Here is a 23,277-nt window from a genome sequence, read left to right as displayed (position 1 = left end):
ATGTATTTGAAATTTATACGGATTCCCAGATGATGTTTTTGATCCTATCGGCAGGATCTCTACGACTATTGGTACCATTCGTACCATGCCAGGAGGGGGTGCCATAGGGCAAATCGTATCTTGGGATATCGGTCATATGCACCGCCTTGTTCCATCTACCGGAATATGGGGTGAGGTCGCCCATAGTGGCGTCATCCGGTTCAATAAAATCCGCGATTTCGGCAAGTTGGTCGTTCCAGTTGGGATGCGTCGTGCTTTCGGGTGCGGTTGGATGGACAAGATGGAAAACCTTGATATTATTGTCATTATCCCAGTGCTCCACGGCATGTCTCGCACCGGCCCCGAAGCTTAAGACGGCTTGAATGGGATTTCTTTCGAGGATGGTGTCCATAAGGCCATCCCTAAAGTTCTTTAGGGGCGCTTCAAGCGAAATACCTCTCATTTCGGAGTCGAACTGGCCTTTGATACTATAGGCAAAGGTATTCATGATGGTATAGGAACGGGTAATGCCCACTTTGTTGAGAAACTTCTGTAGCCGTTGTCCCGCCGATCCCACGAATGCCCTTCTGGCAATGGCCTCGTCAGTTGAGGGGTCTTGGCCTATGACCAATACTCTGGCGGTATCGTCCAATCTTCCCCGATATAGAACGCCTCCAAATGCCGTTCGAAACCGGTCGGAGGGATGGTTTAAAAAATAATCGTCGGAAAGGCTGGAAAATTTTTGGCCCCAGAAGGGCGGGGGACCTGGATCGTATTCATTTTCCAAACTGGCGCGATAGATACTTTGTGCGGCAAGAAAGAACGGGTTCGATCCCATATCTGAAATGGCCGCTATACCGAAGGCCTCCTTCAAAAGGTCGGCATCTTTTTCGGATACGCCATTAAGACTATCTAGCGACATTTCGCCCAAAGTTTTGAAGGACTTATCGGCGTGGGCCTTATTTACGAGTTTTTCTAATGCGAACGACATATAACCAATGTTTGGAATACTGTCGGGGGAAATTTGAGGTTGCAGAGAATTAGGTTCCCTGCAGGGATGTCGCAATGTAGTCCAATTCGTTTAAGGAAATCATCCTGAATTCATACTTGGTCGTCTTTTCTGTGTATTTGGTATCGATTTGTACGATTTCAAATCTACCACTTCGGAACCAAACGAAACTCCTCAATCAAAAAGCTCAGTTTTAAATTCGGTAGGCCCGACAAATTCTCTGAAATATATAGTATTCTTCTGTTTTTTGCTCAATTCTTCCCTCCACGTTACTATTGCGGGCGAAACCTGACTGACATGGCATTCAAGTGATTCCATGGCTTTTTTGGCATCTTCTTCGGAATATTCAATTCGGGTCTTCAAATAGGTGGAATCGATTCCGGCCAGTTTCTTTTGTTCTATTTCTTCGATTAAATTGGACGGTGTACCTACATAATACAGTTTTTTGGCTTTGTCCCAAATTTTACTGATAAACACTTGGGTCACAGAAGCGCCCACCAATCGATGATCCATATGGGTGCTGCCGCCATCCGGTCCCCATGTGATAATGACGTCGGGTTTTTTTTCGGATATGATGTCTTCAAGATCAATGATTAATTTTCTAGCATGGGGCACATGGCCATCATAACCTTCGCTTGCTTTGAGTTGATCATGATACTTTAAATGAATCAGTTCTACACCAAGCTTTTCTGCTGCACACCTCATCTCTTCGTTGCGAATGGCTACCAAACCTTCGCCGGCCTCGTGATCCGTGAAGTCATTGGTACCATATCTGCCATCGGTGCAGATGACGAGATACACCTTTACACCAACCTTGGCATATTTCGAGAGTATCGGCGCCACGGTCATTTCATCGTCTGGATGCGCAAAAATTGCCATAAGCACGCGATTAGATCCAGATTCTTGGCCTATAGCATGATTCACTTGGAGAACGACCAACAAAAATATAATGCCCGACCAAACAATTGATTGCGATTTTTTCATATAGAGATAATTTGGTTAATTGGTAGTAACGTACCGGATTACCGATTGATCTCCTCGATCAGATTCGCCACTAGCGCTGTCCATCCGGTCTGGTGTGACGCCCCGACGCCGCGGCCGTTGTTGCCGTCGAAATACTCGTAGAACAAGATAAGTTCCTTAAAATGTTCGTCGGTATATTGCTCTCTGTATAGTGCGTTGACGGGGCGGTGTCCATTTTCATCCACCTTAAAAATACCGATAAGCCGTTTGCTGATCTCGAAAGCGATTTCCTTTAGGTTCAATTGATTGTCACTGCCAGACGGGTACGAGAATTTTACCTCATCCCCGAAATAGTTATGGTATTCCTTGAGGGTGCTAATGAACAGATAGTTCATTGGAAACCATATCGGGCCGCGCCAGTTAGAGTTGCCCCCGAACATATCGGTCGTCGATTCGGCAGGTTCGTATTCGATACAATAGGAGATACCGTCGATTTCGATGTTATACGGATTTTCATGCGCCTTTGATAGGGATCGGATGCCGTGGTCGCCCAAAAATTCAGTTTCGTTCAAGAGGCTTTGAAGCAATATTTTCATGCGTTCGAGGGGCACCAGTGACAAAAGCACATCCTTGTCGGTAGCATATTCTTCCATGACCTGATATTTTTGGGTGTCCATACGATACCTTCGATACCATTCCATACTCGACTTAAAGCGCGGCAGTTTGCTCAAATGTTCCTTTCTGATGTTGAGGACGCCGGTCATCGACAATAGGCCTGAAATGGAGCGTACCTTGATGAGCTGCGATTGCCCATTGGGAAGGATCAACTTGTCATAAAAGAATCCTTCTTGCTCGTCCCATGAACTCGACGAGTCCTCACTAATTTTGTTCAGGGCCTCGGCGATAAAGACAAAATGCCCGAAATATTTTAGGCACATATCTTCGAAAGTATCGTCGTCCATAGAGATTTCCAAGGCTATTTCCAGCATATTGAGGCAGTAGAGCGCCATCCACGAAGTGCCGTCTACCTGTTCTAGAATACCGCCACCGGGTATACCGTTGCTACGATCAAATACCCCGATGTTATCGAGGCCCAAAAAGCCGCCTTCGAAGACGTTGTTGTTGAGGCTGTCCTCACGATTGACCCACCAGGTAAAGTTCAGGGCCAGCTTGTTGAACATACGCTTCAGGAATTTGATATCGCCCTTGCCCGTTTTGCGCTGTTCCATCTGATAGATCTGTAGGGCTGCCCAGGCCTGTACAGGCGGGTTGACATCACTGAAATTCCATTCATAGGCGGGTATCTGCCCGTTGGCGGCCATGTACCACTCCTTTGTGAACAGCAACAGTTGTTTTTTAGCGAACTGATGGTCCACCATAGAGAAGGTAACGCAGTGAAAGGCACTGTCCCACGCCGCGAACCAAGGGTATTCCCAAGCATCGGGCATGGAGAGTATGTCGTGGTTGCGTAGGGTTGTCCAGTTGCTGTTCCTGCCGTGAAGGCGTTCCTGCGGCGGTGAAGTATTCGGATCGCCCTTTAACCATTGCTCCACATCGTAATTGTAGTACTGCTTCGTCCACAGCAATCCGGCAAAGGCCTGTTTTTGGATTTCACGTTGTTCTTCGGAGGAGTTTTCCGTTAGCGACTCTAAAAACGAGCGGGATTCCTTCATCCTTTCCGAAAAAACGGAATCGAAACTTTGATCAAAGGGGGAACCCAAAGTTTCCGGGGTAAGCCGTAATCGGATGGTCTTGGTTTCGCCCGCTTCGATATTCAGTTCGTATAGGGGCGCGAACTTGGTACCTTCGGTGTTTTTTTCCGCAAGGGAATAATCTCCGTTAACAACGGCCTCGTTAAAAAGATCTTTTTTAAAGGGATGGTCGTTGGTGCCATCGAAGACCCGTTCCATATTGGTCTCGTTCTGCGTAAAAAGCAACCTGTTCGGGGTATCGAAATACAGGTTGTATTTGCCGACATAAGCGTGATCCACCGAAACATGGGGCGATTCTTTTTCGCCTTGCTTTTTGATTACTGGTTTCTCGGGCATACCGGTAAAGCTCCAAAAGTTACGTATCCAAAGGGTGGGAAGCAAGGCAACGGGAGCGGCATTCGGAGCGCGGTTGCTTATTGATATTTTTATGAGGATGTCTTCCCCATCGGCTTTGGCATATTCAGTGTAGACATCAAAATACGCGTTGTTATCGAAAATGCCGGTATCCAAAAGTTCGTATTCCGTATCCTCTTTGCTGCGTTTTTGGTTATTCTCCAACAGTTGTTCATACGGAAATTCGTTCTGGGGATATTTGTACAACTGTTTCATATAGCTGTGGGAAGGTGTATTTTCAAGATAGTAATACAGCTCTTTTACATCTTCGCCATGGTTACCTTGGGGGCCGGTAAGGCCAAACAACCGTTCCTTTAAAATGGGATCTTTCCCGTTCCAAAGGGCGACCGAGAAACAGAGGTTACAATAGCGGTCCGAAATTCCCGCCAAGCCGTCCTCGCCCCAACGGTAAGTACGGCTACGGGACTGATCGTGAGGAAAATAGGCCCAGGCATCGCCGTTCGGACTATAATCTTCCCGCACGGTTCCCCATTGGCGTTCGCTGAGGTAAGGTCCCCATTTGAGCCAATCTTTCTTTTTAGAATAGTGTTCGTCAAGTCTTTGCTGTTCTTTAGTGTTCTCGGACATAAAAATGGTCTACATGATTAACGATGAAGATATAAAATTTTAGACCGGTGTCGCACCTTAATTTTGATAGCATCAAAAATCTCATTTAAAACGTCTGACCCAAGCCGTTTTTTTATAATTTCGGACATCCGATAAAACGCAAACTCCAAACACGTATACCATGAACGAGGTCTTTTTCGATGAAATACGAAACGGCAACTTTAAGGAAGTGAAGGCCATGTTGGCCAAGAACCCTTTATTGCTCGATAGTAAAGATCAACGTGGTTCGACACCGCTGATCATGGCGACCTACTACGACGAACCCGAAATCACCGACTTGTTATTGCAGCACGGGGCTAAAATCGATGCCAAGGATGCTTCGGGCAATACTGCATTAATGGGTGTCTGCTTTAAAGGCTATGCCGATAGTGCCGAAAAGTTGATACAAAAAGGAGCGGATATCAACGTCCAGAACGCTATGGGTGCAACCTGCCTAATTTATTCGGTAAACTTCAACCGCTCCGAAATCGCCAAACTATTGTTAGAAGAAGGTGCGAATGCAGCGATTAAGGACAATCGTGGCAATACGGCCTTGGACCATGCGAGAATTCAGGGAGATCTTGAATTGATCCAGTTGTTGGAAAACACCAATTGAGCCTTCTTTCATTTTAAAAGCAATATGACAAAAACCTTAAAAACGGCCCTCATACAATCCCAGCTAATTTGGGAAAATCCAGAAGCGAACAGAGTTCATTTCTCCAAGGTTTTACAGAATATTTCTTCGGATACCGACCTTATCGTACTTCCCGAAATGTTCAACACAGGCTTTACAATGCACCCAGAACATGTTGCCAAAGAAGAAGGCCCAAAAACCGTGGATTGGATGTTGCAAAAAGCCTTGGAAACAAAAGCTGCCCTAGTCGGAAGCCTTCCCTTTTTTGAAAATGGTAGCTTTACCAACCGTCTTTTTTTTATAGAACCCGACGGAAAGACCGCCCAATACGACAAACGCCACACCTTTACGTTGGCTGGAGAAGATAAAGTGTATAAGGCAGGCACCGAAAAGTTACTTGTGGATTATAAAGGCTTTAAGCTCTGCCCTATGGTCTGTTACGATTTACGCTTTCCCGTATGGTCAAGAAATATCGAAGACTATGATGTACTGATTTATGTCGCCAACTGGCCCAAGCCTAGGATTGTAGCTTGGGATACTTTGTTAAAAGCAAGGGCCATCGAAAATATGGCGTACTGCGTCGGTGTCAACCGGGTAGGTGCCGACGAGATGAAACATGAATACATTGGCCATTCTGCGGTCTACGATACCTTGGGCGAACGAGTGGCTTTTTCTGAAAAGGAAGAGATTGTTTACGCCACCTTCTCTAAAGAGCATGTTATATCTACTAGGGAGAAATTAAAATTTTTGAATGATAGGGATAGCTTTGAGTTTAAAAAAGGATTATAACTCCGCCGCCTGCGGACGGGTAGGTTTGTAGATTTATGAGGTTAGATTTTTTTTTACTGCCTACTGGCTCTAATCCGGTATCCTAAAAGTTTGTTCCAATTCCCAATTCGCTCGCACCTCGACGGTGTCGGGATAGTAGCTCACCTTTTCGGGCTGTAGTTTTTTAAGATAATCGCCGGTATCCCATTTTTGATTGGCATTTTTATCGAAAGTCACACGAATGAAATATTTGGCAGGTTCTATGTTGTTAAATTCAAGAGGTTTTGCTTCGGGAGCGAAGATTTCACGTATCAATTTGCCCTGTTCGTCGATCAGTTCTATAATTAAGGGATATGCCGAACTATCGGCTTCGATGTTGAACTTCAAATTACCCAAATCGGCATAGCTTTGGGTCGATAGGTTATAGACTAGAGTGTCGTTGGTCTCGCCAAAGAAATCGGTAATCGCCCCCGGTAAAAGGTCGAGTTGATAGTTTTGGTTGGGTTCCACCTTGAAATTGATATCTACCTTGTTTATTAAAGTATCTAGTGCCGTTGTAAAGGAAACCGCTAGGGAATCTTGGTCCATCATACTTATTTTGGTTGTGTCAAGCGCCGTAAGCGGCGTGTTGGCCTGGATATAAAATGGGTCATTAAAATTGAGCGAACCGTTTTGATTGGCAGTCAATTGTAAGGAATCGAGACCCACTTTTCGACTTTTGACGGTGAAGGTATCGATGACCTTGGCCCTTTCGTTGGTAACGGTAAACACGATGGAATCCATTTCAAAGGGCGTAAACCAGTAATTAAGGGTGTCTTTATCTCGTTGTTTCAATATTTTAGCGCTAACGGTATCCGGTAGGGGAGTGAGCGGGGTAATCTCTATATCCTCAATATCGGATGCATCGCCGAAGTAACCGAATTGAATACGGTTTTTGGCCGCTAAACTGGGTACAGCCATATTATAGTTGGGCACCTCCTTAAAAAGGGTCAGGAGATAGGTGGAGTCGTTGGGTAGCGTCAAGGTGTCTTCCATATACGCTATTTTGTCGACGTTCTGGTCGAACATATTGTTTTTGGCCTCGTCTTTTAGGGCGAAAAGTTTGTATTGGCCTTCCTTCAGATTTTTCAACCTAAAAATCACTGTACTATCCAGCGTATTCGTGATATAGTTAGGTGGCCGCTTAAAAATGGTCGAATCGGTATAGGCGGTATCGATCTCGTAGAGCATTACGCTTATAAACTCATCGGGCTTCCTTTTAAAGGCATCCTTTACGACCCCGGACACTTTGAGTGAATCGATATAATCGCCGGTCGAGAAGACATAAGTCAAAAAACTGCTGGGGTTACCCTCATTGTTATCCTGCACGCTTTGGCCAAAATTGATGGTATACGTCGTTTTTTCGCGTAAAGTGTCCTTGAATTTGAGTTCGAGATATTTGCTCGCACCTCCTTGAGGTTTGATTTCGGGCTGGTATTTCAAGGGTGGGGAAACGATAAGTTGATTCTGTATATCCTGCAACTTGATGAATTCATCGAAATAAAGCCGTATCCGTTTGGCCTTAAAATTAATGGACATGCTATCGGGCTCGGTCTTTATGAGTTGAGGCGGTGTTATGTCTTTCGGGCCTCCGCTAGGGCTTCCCCGCCGCGCGCATTGCCAAAGGGCGGCCGCCAAAAGGAATAGAAAAAGAAATGCGACGAAACGACGGATCATCTATCTGGAATATTGAACTCAAGACGAGCTCATTGGTGGCAAAGAAACGATTATTTTGGTAGTAGGTCGAAACGATAAAGGGTTTTTTAACATTCTTGCCGACAAAAGGATTATACACCACTTCGCTTTTAGAACCTAGAACCTATTCTAATGATTGAAGCTATGACCAAATCTCGAGAATTCAAGTATTCCTTCTTCCGTACCCTTTTGGAATTTTCCTTCCGGTCAGTTCCACAACTTCGGAACAACCGCCATACTTGTCAAATAAATCGTTGTTCCCGTCGCTTGTTGCAGGGTTTGGGCACAGATTTCCATAGTGGCGCCCGTCGTAATCACGTCGTCGACCAAAAGAATATTCTTGTTTTTTAAATAATCGGCATTCGATAAGGTATAGAGGGCGGTATCGTCTTGCCATCTACCAATTCTTCCTTTTTTGGTCTGGGTCTTGGTGTTCGCTGTCTTAATGAGGATGTTATCTACATATTCCGCTCCGAGATGATGGGCCAATTTTTGGGCAAATCCGGCCACCTGATTATAGCCCCTGCGCCGTAATTTTTTAGGGTGCAAAGGTACCGGAACAACCATATCTATGGTTTTTGCTAATTCCCCGGTCCCTTTTAAAAGCTGTCCGTACCAATCTCCTAAAAATCGGCTTACGCACTCTTGATTTTTATACTTTAAATTATGGATCAATCGCTGTACGTTGCCATTTTCCGAGAAAAACAGAAAAGAACTAGCCTTTTTTATGTTAATTCGGCCATAAAATATACGGTCGACGGGGTTTTCATCGTTAAAGTTGTATTCGGTGAGCGGCATATCGTTTCGGCAAAGGGTACAGATGAGTTCCTCTCCTCGGATCAAGTGCGCAGTACATCCAAAACAGACCCGGGGCATTAAGACCGAATTGATATCATTTAGTATCTTTGTTAGATTATGAATCAGCATAATAACTCGCCTTTTAACCACCTACTTAAAGCCTATACTCCCCTAAATGGACGGTCAAGATAAGAAATTCAATCATAAGATCGTTCTTACGGCCTTAATTGCCGTTATCATCGGTATTCTCATCGCTTTTTACTATAGCTATGCACAATCGAGAAGTCAAATGGACTACTTGGAACAGGAAAAGGGATTGCTGGTAAGAGACCTTACCTTGATGAAAACCGACGTCGATCGGCTTTCCGCGCTCAACGAGGTGAACGAAATCGAACTTGAAAGCTCGAAATATCGTGTCCAACAATTGTTGGATTCCATCGGGCGATTGAATTTTACCGTGGAGAAGTTGCGGGATTTCAAGACCGAACTCCGCCGGCTCGAGGCGAAGAACGACAGTCTCAAACTCAAGAATAATTTTTTGAGATATAACAATATGTTGCTTGCCGATAAAAATGAAGAGAACCAAAAACAGATAGAGGAACTCAGAAGCAAACGTAATTCCTTGGCCGAAGCGGAGGCCTTACAGCGCAAAAAAGTAAAGGAGCTCAACAAAGAACTTAAAGTAAAAACGTATTTGGAACTGCGTAATGCGGAAGGCAGCGGGTTTCGAATGCGCTCTGGTAAGCCGATCAAGACCAATAAAGCCTCGATCATCGAAAAGCTTCGGGGCTGTGTAACCCTTATAGCCGATGATACCGAGATAAATTCCCCAAAGGCACTGTATTTTCAGTTTTTGAGTCCGAATATGCGGGTTATCGAAGACAATGCCAATACGATTACCGTAAACGGCAATATCTATAGTAAACGGGTAGAGCTTCTTTTTTCAGGGGAGGAAACCACTGTCTGCGATTTTATAACCATTCCCCAAGGTTCTTTGGAAGATGGTAATTATAGGCTTAATGTCTTTGAAGACCAAAAACTACTTTCTACTACCGAATTTGAATTGAAGTAAGTTTTCTAACCTAAATTTTAATTGGTCTGAGGGTATTTTCTGTCCGTGAACACCCTTTCGGCACTAAATTTGAATTTTCTAGTGCCTCGCATAAGCAATCTTCTCTTTTTTTTTGGCGAATTGTTTAAAATTTGATGGCACAAGGCGGATAGTGCCCAACCAATTTCGATCAAGTTCAAAATAAGTTTCCAAGACCGTATCTAAAATTCTATTTTTGCCACATGGCAAAACAAGATGATGATTTTAAACGGGTAATTTCCCATGCGAAGGAATACGGGTACGTCTTTCAGTCCAGTGAAATATATGATGGATTGAGTGCAGTATACGATTACGCGCAGAACGGCGCCGAACTTAAAAAGAACATTCGGGAGTACTGGTGGAAAGCCATGGTACAGCTGAATGAAAATATCGTGGGTATCGATGCGGCCATTTTTATGCATCCCACCACGTGGAAGGCCTCCGGACACGTTGATGCCTTCAATGATCCATTGATAGACAACAAAGACTCCAAAAAACGCTATCGTGCCGATGTGCTGGTCGAAGACCATGTCGCCAAAATCGAGGCTAAAATAGAAAAGGAAGTCGCCAAGGCCGCCAAACGCTTTGGCGATAAGTTCGATGAAGCACAATTTCTTGCCACCAACCAGCGCGTGGTCGATTACCAAGAGCAGGCTACTACCATATTGAAAAGGTTGGGAAAATCTTTGGCGGCCGAAGATCTTGCCGATGTCAAGAAACTGATTGAAGAACTTGATATCGCTTGCCCTATGTCCGGTTCTAAAAACTGGACGGAGGTGAAACAGTTCAACCTTATGTTCGGCACGAAACTGGGTGCCACCGCCGAAAGTGCGATGGACTTATACCTGCGTCCTGAAACGGCCCAAGGTATTTTCGTCAACTTTTTGAACGTACAGAAAACGGGACGGATGAAGATTCCTTTCGGCATCGCACAAACGGGAAAAGCCTTCCGAAACGAAATCGTTGCCCGTCAGTTTATCTTCCGTATGCGGGAATTCGAGCAGATGGAAATGCAATATTTTATCAAGCCCGGTACGCAACAGGAATGGTACGAAAACTGGAAGAAAAATCGAATGAAATGGCATCTGTCATTAGGTTTGGGCGCAGAGAATTACCGTTTTCACGACCATGAAAAATTGGCACACTATGCCGATGCGGCTTCCGATATCGAATTCCGTTTTCCCTTTGGATTCAAAGAATTGGAAGGCATACACTCCCGAACCGATTTTGACTTGGCCAGCCATGAAAAACACTCGGGTAAAAAATTGCAATATTTCGATTACGAAACCCGCGAAAGCTATGTGCCCTACGTGGTGGAAACCTCCATCGGACTCGATAGGATGTTTCTGGCCGTATTTTCGAATTCGTTACAAGAGGAGGAACTCGCGAACGGTAGTACGAGAACGGTCCTGAAACTGCCGTCAGTCTTGGCACCGACAAAAGCCGCCGTGTTCCCCTTGGTAAAAAAGGACGGCCTTCCTGAAATCGCCCAGGAAATCATCGAAGACCTAAAATGGGATTTTAACGTCGAATACGATGAAAAAGATGCCGTGGGCCGCCGCTATCGAAGACAGGATGCCGCTGGAACGCCATTTTGCATTACGGTCGACCATCAAACTTTGGAAGACAAGACCGTAACGATACGGCATCGTGATTCAATGGAGCAGCAACGCGTAGCAATTGAATCTTTAAAAGGGATTATTCATGAGGCCGTTGATATGAAGGGGTGGTTGAAGCGGATGGACGTTTCATAACCGCCATCCCAGCCGCAAACTCCCATAAAAATTCCGTGGATTGCCCGGATAATAGTACCGGGGTTCGCCGCCGAAACTGCCGGCGTTGATCAGCACCGACTCCGCATATTTTTCATCGAAGATATTGTTGATGCCAAAATCAATTCCAACAGTGAATTTTTCCGATAGCGGTTTGCGATAGCCCATTCGGGTCGTGAAAACGACAAAGGCTTCGCTTTGTAAGCTGTTGGCGTCTGTTAAAGGTATTTCGGAGACATGCCGGTGGGCGATATTCCAGTAGAAACCATCAAGAAATTGGGACTGAATACCCGCGGTACGCATCTGTTTGGGAACACCGGTCAATGGGTTTCCCGAAAAATCTTCACCTTGATCGATAAACTCGACGAATTGGTGGTCATTGAGGGTATAGCTGAGAAAAGGCGCTATTTGCAGCCTTGGGCTGATGGTCCAAATATACTCCATGGCGATTTCGATGCCACGATGGCGGGTTTTGCCGGCGTTTTTGCCGATAAACTGGTCTTCGGCCACCCGTTCGGCGACCAACAGGTTGCGAATGTCCATTTGATAAACGCTCATGTTGAGGTGAAACTTGCGGTCATTGACGTACAATTCGGTGCCCAATTCGTAGTTAGTGCCTGTTTCTTGGGCGATATCGGGGTTGATGACCCCATCAGGCGTCAAGGTCTGCTCGACCGTGGGGTTAGAGAAACCGCGACTCACGTTGGCAAACAGACGGGCGGCCTCCGAAAACCGGTATTCAAGATCAAGACTGGGAAGCGCGATGCCGTCGAAATCACGATGGGCAGTGGTGTTGTCCGTTCCCGTATTGAAACGATCTCGGAAATCGTATTTGGTTTTGTTGACGGCCAGTCCGAATTGTGCGGAAAACGCATCCGTTAAGGGCAATAGTAGTGTTCCGAAAGTATTGAATTGCGTTCGGAACTCCTTGTTGTCGGCAAAGCGGTCGCCCTGTATACTTCCGTTGATCGGTTGTTCAAGTGTTCGAAAGAGCGACCAATCGTATTCATCTTTATAGAGTTCTGCGCCCAAGTTATATTCCGCGGTCCTATTTAAAAAGCCGAAATTTCCGGTAAAGCGTGTTCGGAATCCATAACCGTTAGTCATTTCATTCAAAAAACCTAAGGGTGCGGGCCGGCGTTCGAAATGATCGAGGTAGGAGTAAAAGATACTGGTGCTGTTTTTAAGGTGCTCATTGAAAGTATGCGCATAGTTGATGCCGGCTAACGTGTAATTATTGGTCTCAAAACCCTGGACCCCCCCCCAATTCGCGGCCGCTTGTTTCGGATTCTCTGCAAATGCGGTTGCCCCTATCGAACTGGCGATATTGGCCGTGTAATCGAGATGGTTGACCAGCAATGCTACTTGATTCTTTTCATTGATTTGGTAGGAGGTGTTCAGCAGTAGACCATCCCTTTCAAATTGGCTGTTATCGCGATACCCATCCGTTTCCAAATGGCCATACTGCAATCCCAATCGGAGCTTCCCATCATTATGGTTAAACGAAAGATTGTTTTTTAGCAATCCAAAAGAACCTACGGTAAAGTTGTTCGACAGATTGGTAGATTTTCCGAGGGCTTCCTTGGGATTCAGGATAATAGCTCCTCCCAGATTGGCTCCAAAAGCCGTTCCCTTCGGCCCTTTGATGACCTCCATCTGACTGAGGTTTTCAAGGTCGAAAGCCTCAATGGTAGAAAAACCGGAACCATCCGTTACCGGAATATCATTGTAATATAGGCGCAGCTTGTCCGTTCCGTAGGCAGTTCTGGCCCCGATGCCGCGAACGGTTATCCTGTTCGTGTTCAGGGCGCCCGACAATACGTAGACGCCGGGAATCTGGTTCATGGCCGAGGTAAGTTCAACGGGACTATAATTCTGGAATATTTTGGCCGCAATGACATCCGAAGGAACGATACCTGTTGCGTTTTTTATTTTTAGGGCATCCAAGAGAATAACTTCGTCAAGTTGGGTAATACTATCGTTTACTATAGGATTTTGGCCCAATGCCAGATAAACGGAAAAAAAGCAAATCAGAAAAGTAAAATTGCGCATTATGTTCAAATTTTGGAAATCCAAAAATAATGAACTTAAACCGCTTCTTACTCCACAATGTTTATTTTCGCAACTAAACTCCAAGGAAATATGAAAATAGTATCCTACAACGTAAACGGCATCCGGGCAGCGCTTAAAAAAGGTTTTCTGGATTGGTTGCTCGCTGTCGACCCCGATGTCGTTTGCCTTCAGGAAATCAAGGCCATGGAAGATCAGTTAGATCTTACCCTTTTTGAAGATGCGGGCTATTCCCACAATTATTGGTTCAGCGCCCAAAAGAAAGGCTATAGCGGGGTGGCCATCCTATCTAAAACAAAACCGGATCATGTAGAAACGGGAACGGGCATCGGTTATATGGATTTCGAGGGACGGAACCTGCGTGCCGATTTTGGCGATCTATCCGTAATGAGCCTGTACCTGCCATCTGGCACCAATTTAGCCCGCCTGGAGCATAAACTGACCTATATGGCCGATTTTCAGACCTACGTAGATGATTTACGGAAAACCCATCCTAACTTACTAGTATTGGGCGATTATAATATTTGCCATGAAGCAATCGATATCCACGACCCCGTAAGGCTGAAAAACGTATCGGGCTTTCTTCCCGTCGAGCGCAAATGGATCGGTAATTTTATCGAGAGCGGCTTTATCGACAGTTTCCGTCAATTCAATACGGAACCGGACCATTATACGTGGTGGAGCTATCGTGCCAATGCCCGTAACAATAACAAAGGCTGGCGTCTGGATTATGGTATGATCGCCGAGCCGTTGAAAGACCGGTTAACGCGGTCGGTAATCTTATCCAATGCCAAACATAGTGATCATTGCCCTATTTTGGTGGAAATAGCCTAGCACCTTAACCATACCTTTCTCTCGATATGCAATCTCTCAGTCGTGCCTCCCTGGTCGGTTGCGGAAGGTCACTCGTCGGAGGGAAGAGTAAGAACTCCTGATATTGTGGATATTTCTTACATGTGTAGGAGGAGCGGCCCATATAAATTTGTAAATTTGGGCGCTTCAAATAGCAATGAATTAGCAAACCCCATGATTTACAACACGCTGCCCCACACCGATATCCAAGTCAGTAAGATATGTCTCGGTACCATGACCTGGGGCAACCAGAATACCGAAAAAGAAGGCCACGAGCAGATGGACTATGCTGTTGACCAAGGCGTCAACTTTTTTGATACGGCCGAAATGTATCCCATTCCCGCACATCCAGACCGACTATCGGTTACTGAAAAGATTATCGGCACTTGGTTCAACAAAAACGGGAACCGCGACAACATTGTTCTCGCCTCAAAAATCGTGGGGAAAAGTGAAGGTACCAAGTTCATCCGTAATTCAGGGTTCACACCCGAATCGATCAGAAATGCCGTGGATGGAAGTCTCGAGCGCCTACAGACCGATTATATTGATCTCTACCAGCTCCACTGGCCCGAACGCAGTACCAATTACTTTGGAAAAAGAGGATACCGGCACGATGTTACCGACCATTGGACCGATAACATTCACGAGGTTTTGCAGACCCTGCGCGATCTCATCCGTGAAGGCAAGGTCAGGCAGGTCGGCATTTCGAACGAAACGCCCTGGGGTACCATGCGGTTTTTAATGGAAAGCAAGGTGCATGCGAGTTTGCCGCGTACCATAACCATTCAAAACCCGTACAATCTGTTGAACCGTTTGTTCGAGGTCGGGCTTTCGGAAATCGCTATCCGCGAAAAAGTAGGGCTCTTGGCCTATTCGCCCTTGGGCTTTGGCACCTTGACCGGTAAGTTTTTGGGCGGTATGCGACCGGCGACATCGCGAATCGTACTTTTTCCCCAATATTCCCGGTATAGCGGCGAAACCGCTGTAAAAGCCACTGAAAAATATCATAAACTTGCGAGAGACCATGGCCTGTCATTAACGCACATGGCTTTGGCGTTCGTAAATACAAGGCCTTTCGTTACCGGTAATATCATCGGTGCTACTTCGATGGAGCAGCTAAAACATAATATCGCCAGTATCGACATTAATTTGAGCGATGAGATGTTGGAGGGTATCGAAGCGATTCACAATGCGATACCGAATCCGGCGCCATAATTCTAGACTATGTATTTTCTAAACGTGGGATTTGGTCAGTTGGTGTTGATTATAGCGGTAATCGTTATTATCATGGTTTTTGCTAGGATTATGAGGGATAAGCGGTAGGAAATATAGGAGACATTGTTTACCCGAACAGCCCACTAACCACATCCTCGATTCTGGATACCAGTTTTATGGCTATTTTCGGATTTTTCAATCCAATTTTATTGTTCTTGGAAACGTATATCGTAGTGAACCCTAGCTTTTCCGCTTCCGAAATACGCTGGTCCACGCGCTGCACGGGGCGTATTTCTCCTGCCAATCCGACTTCCGCGGCAAAGCATACACTTTTTTCTATAGGGATGTCTTCATTGCTTGAGAGGATGGCCGCGATGACCGCCAAATCGATGGCGGGGTCGTCGACCGAGATGCCTCCGGTAATATTCAGGAAAACATCTTTGGCGCCCAATTTAAAACCCGCTCGTTTTTCAAGCACCGCCAAAAGCATGTTCAACCGTTTGGCGTTATAGCCCGTAGTCGAACGTTGTGGCGTACCATAGACCGCAGTACTGACCAAGGCCTGGATCTCGATCATCAGCGGCCGCATACCTTCGACGGTCGAGGCGATGGCCGTGCCGCTGAGTCCCTCATCATTTTTGGAAATCAATATCTCCGACGGATTGTTCACCTGTCGCAGTCCTCCCCCTTGCATTTCGTAGATGCCCAGTTCCGCGGTCGAGCCAAAGCGGTTTTTTAGGGATCTCAGAATGCGATACACATAATTCCGGTCGCCTTCGAATTGGAGCACCGTGTCGACCATATGCTCTAAAATTTTTGGTCCGGCAATAGAGCCGTCCTTTGTAATATGACCGATCAGAATGACCGGCGTATTCGTTTCTTTGGCAAACTTGATCAGTTCGGCGGTACATTCCCTGATTTGCGAAATACTGCCCGCCGCCGACTCTAGGTAATCGGAATGCAAGGTCTGAATGGAGTCGATGACCACAATATCAGGTTCGGTGGCCTCGACCTGTTGAAAAATGTTCTGCGTTTTCGTTTCCGTAAGAATATAACAGGTTTCACTGTTCGGATGGATGCGATCTGCTCGCATCTTGATTTGTTTTTGGCTCTCCTCCCCGGATACATAGAGGGTTCTGTACGGAAGTTTTAAAGCGATCTGTAATATCAAGGTGCTTTTCCCCACGCCCGGTTCGCCGCCTAACAATACTAATGCGCCAGGCACCAAACCACCGCCCAATACCCGATTGAATTCCAGATCGAAAGTGTTCAGGCGAATCTCCTTGTCCGAACTTATTTCGTGTACCCGAAGCGGTCTGGACATTCGTTTTTTCGGACTGGCAATGGTCTTCCAACTCGACTTTTCCGGTTTTTGGACTACTTCTTCCACCACCGTGTTCCATTCCTTGCAAGCGGAACATTGTCCGACCCATTTGGCGTATTGCGTTCCACAGTTCTGGCAGAAAAAGGTTGTTTTTGTTTTGGGCATTCTCGTTTTGTCAGGCTGTAAAGATAAAAATTAGTAGTGATGCTGCCTAGTCTTGCAAAAAACTCATCCAAACAAGCCTCAGGGTGCAAATGCCTTCGGAATTCGGGGTTGACTTCATGATTTGGTCCAAGATTCGGTTCTTTTGAGGTGCTTTTTACACAAACTCTCGAAAGGATAAATCTGCAAAATTTAGTTTAGTTTTGTGCGGTTAGATTGGGTTAAGGGGATGCTTGCCAAGAACAGGAAAATTATGGACATATTAAAAAAAAGGCTTGCTATTTTGCTGTTTCTGCTTGTATTGACCGCTTGTGGAGTCAAACCAACTGTCGCCGATACAAAGGGGGACAAGGCCTTGCTTGTCGACAAAGCTTGGATGTTAGGGCCTTTCGAGCGTCCCGAAAATGCAAAACCCATCATTCAGAGCAATCCTGCCATTGTTTTTAAAGACCCAATGAGCGGTGCCGATGTAGCATGGCAATCCAAGGCCACGTTTAACCCCGCGGCCGTCGTTAAGGGCAAGAAAATTCATGTGCTATACAGGGCGGAGCAAGACCGTAACGTCGATTCGATAGGGGGGCATACCTCCCGCATCGGGTTGGCCATTTCCAAAGACGGCGTCAATTACCAAACCGAAGAAGCGCCTATTTTCTATCCGGATAATGATGATCAAAAAAAATACGAGTGGATCGGCGGTACCGAGGATCCACGTATCGTCGAGAGCGATGATGGAACGTATATCCTAACCTACACACAATGGAACGGTAAAATACCCCGGTTGGCGCTTGCGACCTCGCCCGATTTAAAAAAATGGACCAAACACGGCCCGGTATTCGAAGATTATAAAGACGGAAAGTACAACGAAAGGGAAACCAAATCGGGGGCCATAGTCACCGAACTTAAAGATGGAAAACTGGTCGCGGCAAAGATCAATGGCAACTATTATATGTATTATGGGGTGCCCCATATTTGGCTGGCATCTTCAACGGAGCTGATCAATTGGGTGCCTGTTGAAGATTATGCGGGTAATCTCGCCCCGGTCTTAAATCCCCGTCCCGGATACTTCGATTCCTGGTTGGTCGAGGCCGGACCACCGCCTGTGCTGACGGATGATGGTATTGTCGTGTTGTACAATGCCGGTAATTCTTCCAATATTGGGGTCAAGGATCTGGGCAACCGGGTTTATACTAGCGGACAGGCATTGTTTTCGGCTACGGAACCTTGGAAATTAATCGATCGTAGCGAGACTCCCTTTTTAAAACCGGAACTGCCTTTTGAGAAATCCGGCCAATATAAAGACGGGACAACATTTGTGGAAGGTCTAGTCTACTTTGATGGAAAGTGGTATTTATTTTATGGTACGGCGGACAGTATGGTCGGAGTCGCGACCGCGACCGTCGATTAGAACCAAAAATAGGACGAACTATCAAGTTTCGATCAGCGTTCCGTAAGGCGGATCTATCTGCCCGAATAATCTGGCGATGAGCTTACGGTTACGGAGCGTGTCGAAGGATACGCCAAAAAGCCTGCCCTTCCGGCAGACGGAATCATGAATTTTAGAACCTGTCTGCTTACAGTTTGGTGCATGGTACAGATCTTTCGGAAGGAATTCAGTTTTTAATACCCAAAATCCGCTTTCAACGCATCAATTTTCTCCAACGCCATTTCCTTGGTCAAAAAGTCGATTTCTTCCATGTTAAAGGCCTTCTCGAAGGTTTTGAACGCTTTTTTGGGCTCTCCGATCTGCTCATAGTATTCGCCTTCAAAGTAGAAACCGAGCATCGTCCCGGGGAATTGTTTTTTACACATATCCGATAGTGGCTTTAGCGATTCTACATCCTCTTTTTTGCGGGAAGCGGCGTATATGGCCATGATATCGTTAAGTTCAACAGGCTTTTCGATGCCGAAAAGGTCTTCGATCTCTTGATATTTATCCGCGAGATATTGAAAAACAGGGCCATCCAAGGTCAAGATTTTTTCTTTATATTCTTTCGGACTGATGGGTTTGAACATTCTGAAGATATTATCGAATGCCTTTCCGATGCCATAGGTGGCGATGGAAATGTCGTCGGCTCCGTCATACTGGGTAAACCCGAAATGTAAGTTTTCTTTGGAGATGGCCTTTATGGCGTTGCTCATTTGAAGTATCCGGGCGGTATCGTCATCCTTTAAACTCTCTACGATAAGCTGGTAAAACATGGGTTGGTCAAACGACATCAAGCGGGCCGGTACGCGGGCTTCCATCTGCGGCGCCAAGGAAGGGGAAATATTGATATAGGCGTTGAACAACGATTTTTCCTTGAATAGCCAATAGTTCTGGAAATTCGCCGTGATGTCATAGCCGACAATGGTCTTGAAAGACGCTGTGCTATATTTGGTATCGATATAGGGAATGAGCTCAGAACCCACGAACTCGAAGAATAGTTTTCCTTTTTCGGCGGGCAGGCCAGTATCGGACTCGAAGGCACAATCGTCATAGCGCAGGCCGTTTTTACTTTGGTCAACTCCTACGACAATACTTGCGGGCATACCGTGAAAGTTGTGATAGAACTTGGCATTGGCTACCGTTTGGTCGAAGAGGTAATCGCCATCGAGTACGACGATAACGGGATATTTTTGTGCTGCATCGTAATCTTCGGGAACGTAATAGCGAACGTCGCGGCGTTCCTGCAATTTAAAAGATTCAAAAATTTCTTGGGTTACTTGGGCGCTCAGGTCGGCGCATAGCAAAATTGCGAAAAGGCTAAAGTTTCGTAGCATGGTCTAAGATTTGGGTGTAGGCTCCGCTACTGATAAGCTCCAAGATTGAGGACCTCCATACTTGCTTCCTTGGTTAAGGTTTTTTGACAGATAGGCTGGAAGCCCCTTCACAAATTGACCAAGACATTTTTGGAATTTGGAATTTGGTGCTTGGAATTTATTCTAACGGTTCCTGTTCAATAACGGTAGAACGAGGAAAGATATTGCCCCAAAAACGACGATCATCAAGGTCTGCGATATCCACATGATCCAGCCGAAGGCGTCGCCGGATATTTTGCTGATGCCGAAAATGGTCAAGGCCTGACTTACGGCGATAGGATAAAGACCGATGCCGCCATTGGTGAACATCATGGCCAATGCGCCGGCCACAAAGGCTACCATGAGTTGGCCCAGCGACAGGTCGATAGTCTCCGGTACGGTGAACTTGATGACCCAGAGCATTCCGATATAGCAGGCCCAGATGAATAGGGTGTGGAATAGAAAAGCCCATTTGTTCTTCATTTTGAAGATACTTAGTAGCCCGTCCATAAGGCCTTTGACGAATTTTTTGATTTTAGACGCGAAATTATGCGAGGATTTTTTGATAAATAGGAAAAAAGCGGCCAACATCAGAATGCCCGTACCCATCAGGATCAGGATTTTATTAAATGGGATGCCCACCTTTTCAAGAAAGCCCAAAATTATATCGGTCTGCCATAATAGGGTAGCCAAAATAATCGAAAATAACATGATTACATCGATGACGCGTTCGGTGATGATAGTTCCGATACCCTTTTCAAACGGGACATTCCCGTAGGTGGTCAGTGCCGTAGCCCTCAAGATTTCCCCGGTTCGCGGAATACCCAGATTCGTCAGGTAGGCCATGAGGATGATAAATACGTTGTTACTTAATTTCGGTGCGTAACCCAAGGGTTGCAGAAGGTAATTCCAACGGATGGCGCGGGAAATATGGCCAAGAATGCCCAATACCATCGAAAGCCCGACCCAGAAAAGATCGGCGTCCTTTATATAGTAAAAAATCTGTTTTCTTTCTTCTTCGGCGGTAGAATTGTACCAATACCACACCAAGAAAACGCCCAAGGCTATCGGTAATATGGTTTTTAAAGTTTTTTTAAGGTTGTCGCCCAAGGTTGGTAGTTTGATGTGCCATGCGCCAAACGCGTTACGCTAACAATAAAGCGTATAGCAATTCGCGAATAGTGTCGGCGTTAGTTCAGCAAATTGTTCGCTTCGTTCGGAAACACCAATGATGGATTGAAAACTTTCGCTTCCTCGATGTCCATTCTTGCGTAAGTAATGAGTATGAGTATATCACCGGTCGCCACTTTTCTGGCGGCCGCCCCGTTCAACGTAATCTCACCGCTGGCCCGAGGACCGGGAATGGCATAGGTCTCGAGCCTTTCGCCATTGTTGTTGTTCACGACCTGTACCTTCTCGCCACGGATGATGTTCGCGGCATCCATTAGGTCTTCGTCGATAGTGATGCTGCCGATATAGTTCAGGTCGGCACCAGTGCACTTTACACGATGTATCTTCGATTTAACGACTTCTATTTGCATGGGTCAAAGGTAACTAAAAATTGAAAATTTTTGCTGCGCGCTTTACGCCTATCGCTTTACGCTTTTTTACTATAAATTGCGCTAAGCGTATTGCGTGAAGCGAACAGCGCTTTAGTTCAGTGCTATGTTGTCGATCAAACGAACTGCCCCACAAAAAACGGCCACAAAGGCCCGATATTTTACATCCGTTTTTTTTGTTTGGATGGGGGTTAGGGTATCGAGATCCGTTATCTCGAAATATTCCAACTGCAGATCAGGATGGTTTTCAAATTGTTTTTCCGCCCAATCCCTCACGTATTTAGCACTTTTCATGCCAAATTTCGCTTTGGCAGTCCGTAGGGTCTCGTAGATGAAGGATGCGTCTTGGCGCAGGGTTTCCGACAATCTTTCGTTACGCGAGCTCATGGCCAATCCACTGGCTTCCCTGACGATCGGGCATCCTATTATAGCTACAGGGATGTCATTTTTGTCGACCAGCTTCCTAATTATCTGTAATTGTTGAAAATCCTTTTCCCCGAAATAGGCCCTGTCCGGCTTAACCAACAGCAATAGGGTTTCTACGATAGTGCCTACCCCATTGAAATGATTGTTTCTGAAAGCTCCTTCCATGACTTTGTCCAATCCCTCGAAATCATAGGTTTTTGATAGTATCCGATGGTCATAGATTTCGTTGGCGGTAGGCGCAAAAATTAGGATATCCCCGGAAATACCCTCCAATAAAAAAATATCCTTTTCGAGCGTGTCCGGGTAGTGCTCAAGATCTTCTTTATTGTCGAACTGGGTAGGATTCACAAAAATACTGACCACGACACAGCGGTTCTCCGAAATGGCCTTTTTGACCAGGGCCGCATGCCCTTCATGGAGGGCGCCCATGGTAGGCACAAGCCCCAGGCTTCTGCTTTTCGGCAATGAAGAGAGACGTTGGTCGAGTTCTTTCTTGGTGGTTATGACCGGCATAGGGGATTTTTAAAGCGAGCAAACTTACTATAAATACGGCTAATCTCTATAAATTTTGTAATTTTGCAGCCAATTTGTATTCTATCCTCTTAAAAATGAAATTACATGAATGGTAAAAAGATATTGTTCGTATCGTCGGAACTAGTACCTTATCTTCCGGAGAACGAAGTTTCCCTGATGTCTTACGAAACTCCTAGAATGGTCAACAGTAATGGGGGCCAGATACGGATTTTTATGCCCAGATACGGCAATATCAATGAACGCAGGCACCAATTGCACGAGGTAATTCGCCTCTCGGGAATGAATTTGGTAGTCAATGATATGGATATGCCGTTGATTATCAAAGTAGCTTCCATCCCCAAAGAGCGTATTCAGGTATATTTTATCGATAACGATGAATATTTTAAACGAAAAGGCACCTTTACGGATAAGGAGGGAAACCTATATCCCGATAACGATGAACGCGCCATTTTCTTTGCAAAAGGAGTGGTCGAGACCGTCAAGAAATTGAACTGGTCGCCCGATATCATACACGTGCACGGCTGGATGGCTTCCTTGTTGCCTTTATACCTGAAAAAATTCTATGCTGACGAGCCTTTGTTCGAAACCAGTAAGATTGTCATTTCCGTTTACGGGAAGTCCTTCGAGGGCGAGCTGGATTCCGCTATGATCGATAAGATTGCTTTTGATGGCATCCCTAAAGAAAGTATCGCCTCGCTTGATACCCCTACCTATAATAATTTGTTAAAGATTGCGGTCGATAATTCAGATGCGGTTATTTTAGCGGCGGAAGGAATTCCAGAAGATTTACAAGACCACATCTCCAACCTTCAAAAACCTGTGTTGCCTTACGTATCCTTGCAAGAATTCGAGGATGCCTATGCCAATTTCTATAACACTGAAGTTTTAAAATAGCCTGA

Annotated in this window: 19 protein-coding genes; 8 read left to right on the top strand and 11 right to left on the bottom strand. The window is 45.7% G+C overall.

What is annotated here, in order from left to right; genetic code table 11:
- Positions 1-13: 13 nt before the first annotated feature.
- The 3 genes from BLT07_RS20855 to BLT07_RS01030 all read right to left on the bottom strand — a co-directional run bounded on the left by BLT07_RS20855 (position 14) and on the right by BLT07_RS01030 (position 4,644).
- A complete protein-coding gene (locus BLT07_RS20855) occupies positions 14-970 on the bottom strand; it encodes a uracil-DNA glycosylase family protein (protein WP_175455223.1) in 957 nt (318 codons plus the stop codon).
- 192 nt (positions 971-1,162) lie between these two features.
- Positions 1,163-1,972 (bottom strand): PIG-L deacetylase family protein, encoded by an 810-nt coding sequence (locus BLT07_RS01035; RefSeq protein WP_091864845.1) that lies wholly within the window; start codon positions 1,970-1,972, stop codon positions 1,163-1,165.
- A gap of 38 nt (positions 1,973-2,010) precedes the next feature.
- A complete protein-coding gene (locus BLT07_RS01030) occupies positions 2,011-4,644 on the bottom strand; it encodes an MGH1-like glycoside hydrolase domain-containing protein (RefSeq protein ID WP_091864843.1) in 2,634 nt (877 codons plus the stop codon).
- Positions 4,645-4,804: 160 nt separating this feature from the next.
- Here BLT07_RS01030 and BLT07_RS01025 point away from each other — a divergent pair, with 160 nt between their 5' ends.
- Both BLT07_RS01025 and BLT07_RS01020 read left to right on the top strand, forming a co-directional pair.
- The gene (locus tag BLT07_RS01025) at positions 4,805-5,278 is read left to right on the top strand and encodes an ankyrin repeat domain-containing protein (protein WP_091864841.1); all 474 of its coding nucleotides are present in this window, start codon (positions 4,805-4,807) and stop codon (positions 5,276-5,278) included.
- Positions 5,279-5,302: 24 nt separating this feature from the next.
- Complete coding sequence (locus tag BLT07_RS01020; RefSeq protein WP_091864839.1) at positions 5,303-6,085, top strand: amidohydrolase; 783 nt, start codon at positions 5,303-5,305, stop codon at positions 6,083-6,085.
- Positions 6,086-6,154: 69 nt separating this feature from the next.
- On the opposite strand, the gene BLT07_RS01015 is transcribed toward BLT07_RS01020, so the two are convergent.
- Both BLT07_RS01015 and BLT07_RS01010 read right to left on the bottom strand, forming a co-directional pair.
- Complete coding sequence (locus tag BLT07_RS01015) at positions 6,155-7,780, bottom strand: Ig-like domain-containing domain (RefSeq protein ID WP_091864837.1); 1,626 nt, start codon at positions 7,778-7,780, stop codon at positions 6,155-6,157.
- Positions 7,781-8,005: 225 nt separating this feature from the next.
- A complete protein-coding gene (locus BLT07_RS01010) occupies positions 8,006-8,725 on the bottom strand; it encodes a ComF family protein (RefSeq protein WP_175455222.1) in 720 nt (239 codons plus the stop codon).
- Between the two features lie 46 nt (positions 8,726-8,771).
- On the opposite strand from BLT07_RS01010, the gene BLT07_RS01005 reads away from it, so the two are divergent.
- Together BLT07_RS01005 and BLT07_RS01000 are read left to right on the top strand one after the other, a co-directional pair.
- The gene (locus BLT07_RS01005) at positions 8,772-9,668 is read left to right on the top strand and encodes a coiled-coil domain-containing protein (RefSeq protein ID WP_091864833.1); all 897 of its coding nucleotides are present in this window, start codon (positions 8,772-8,774) and stop codon (positions 9,666-9,668) included.
- 221 nt (positions 9,669-9,889) lie between these two features.
- A complete protein-coding gene (locus BLT07_RS01000; protein ID WP_091864831.1) occupies positions 9,890-11,440 on the top strand; it encodes a glycine--tRNA ligase in 1,551 nt (516 codons plus the stop codon).
- On the opposite strand, the gene BLT07_RS00995 is transcribed toward BLT07_RS01000, so the two are convergent.
- A complete protein-coding gene (locus BLT07_RS00995) occupies positions 11,435-13,510 on the bottom strand; it encodes a TonB-dependent receptor family protein (RefSeq protein WP_091864829.1) in 2,076 nt (691 codons plus the stop codon). The two genes, BLT07_RS01000 and BLT07_RS00995, sit on opposite strands and share 6 nt — an antisense overlap.
- 90 nt (positions 13,511-13,600) lie before the next feature.
- On the opposite strand from BLT07_RS00995, the gene BLT07_RS00990 reads away from it, so the two are divergent.
- Together BLT07_RS00990 and BLT07_RS00985 are read left to right on the top strand one after the other, a co-directional pair.
- Positions 13,601-14,362 (top strand): exodeoxyribonuclease III, encoded by a 762-nt coding sequence (locus tag BLT07_RS00990; protein WP_091865573.1) that lies wholly within the window; start codon positions 13,601-13,603, stop codon positions 14,360-14,362.
- A 192-nt stretch (positions 14,363-14,554) separates the two neighbouring features.
- Positions 14,555-15,595, top strand: a complete 1,041-nt coding sequence (locus BLT07_RS00985; RefSeq protein ID WP_091864827.1) for an aldo/keto reductase — start codon at positions 14,555-14,557, stop codon at positions 15,593-15,595.
- A gap of 127 nt (positions 15,596-15,722) precedes the next feature.
- Here BLT07_RS00985 and radA read toward each other — a convergent pair whose 3' ends face one another.
- Positions 15,723-17,084, bottom strand: coding sequence for a DNA repair protein RadA (radA, locus tag BLT07_RS00980; RefSeq protein WP_091864825.1), 1,362 nt, complete (start codon positions 17,082-17,084; stop codon positions 15,723-15,725).
- A gap of 250 nt (positions 17,085-17,334) precedes the next feature.
- Here radA and BLT07_RS00975 point away from each other — a divergent pair, with 250 nt between their 5' ends.
- Positions 17,335-18,486, top strand: coding sequence for a glycoside hydrolase family 130 protein (locus tag BLT07_RS00975; RefSeq protein ID WP_091865570.1), 1,152 nt, complete (start codon positions 17,335-17,337; stop codon positions 18,484-18,486).
- 212 nt (positions 18,487-18,698) lie between these two features.
- Here the strand turns inward: BLT07_RS00975 and BLT07_RS00970 are convergent, their stop codons facing one another.
- From BLT07_RS00970 to panC, 4 genes are all read right to left on the bottom strand, one after another.
- Positions 18,699-19,841, bottom strand: a complete 1,143-nt coding sequence (locus tag BLT07_RS00970) for an alpha/beta hydrolase (protein WP_091864823.1) — start codon at positions 19,839-19,841, stop codon at positions 18,699-18,701.
- Positions 19,842-20,003: 162 nt separating this feature from the next.
- Positions 20,004-20,969, bottom strand: a complete 966-nt coding sequence (locus tag BLT07_RS00965) for a lysylphosphatidylglycerol synthase transmembrane domain-containing protein (RefSeq protein WP_091864821.1) — start codon at positions 20,967-20,969, stop codon at positions 20,004-20,006.
- Between the two features lie 80 nt (positions 20,970-21,049).
- Positions 21,050-21,400 (bottom strand): aspartate 1-decarboxylase, encoded by a 351-nt coding sequence (panD, locus tag BLT07_RS00960; protein WP_091864819.1) that lies wholly within the window; start codon positions 21,398-21,400, stop codon positions 21,050-21,052.
- A 111-nt stretch (positions 21,401-21,511) separates the two neighbouring features.
- A complete protein-coding gene (gene panC, locus BLT07_RS00955) occupies positions 21,512-22,357 on the bottom strand; it encodes a pantoate--beta-alanine ligase (protein WP_091864817.1) in 846 nt (281 codons plus the stop codon).
- A 105-nt stretch (positions 22,358-22,462) separates the two neighbouring features.
- Here panC and BLT07_RS00950 point away from each other — a divergent pair, with 105 nt between their 5' ends.
- Positions 22,463-23,272 (top strand): glycogen/starch synthase, encoded by an 810-nt coding sequence (locus BLT07_RS00950; RefSeq protein ID WP_091864815.1) that lies wholly within the window; start codon positions 22,463-22,465, stop codon positions 23,270-23,272.
- Positions 23,273-23,277 lie beyond the last annotated feature (5 nt).

The sequence above is a fragment of the Pricia antarctica genome (genome assembly GCF_900101815.1).
In the GTDB taxonomy this organism is placed as follows: Bacteria; Bacteroidota; Bacteroidia; order Flavobacteriales; family Flavobacteriaceae; genus Pricia; species Pricia antarctica.
The sequence above is the reverse complement of the archived record's forward strand: the minus strand, read 5'-3'. Positions and strand labels throughout refer to the sequence as shown.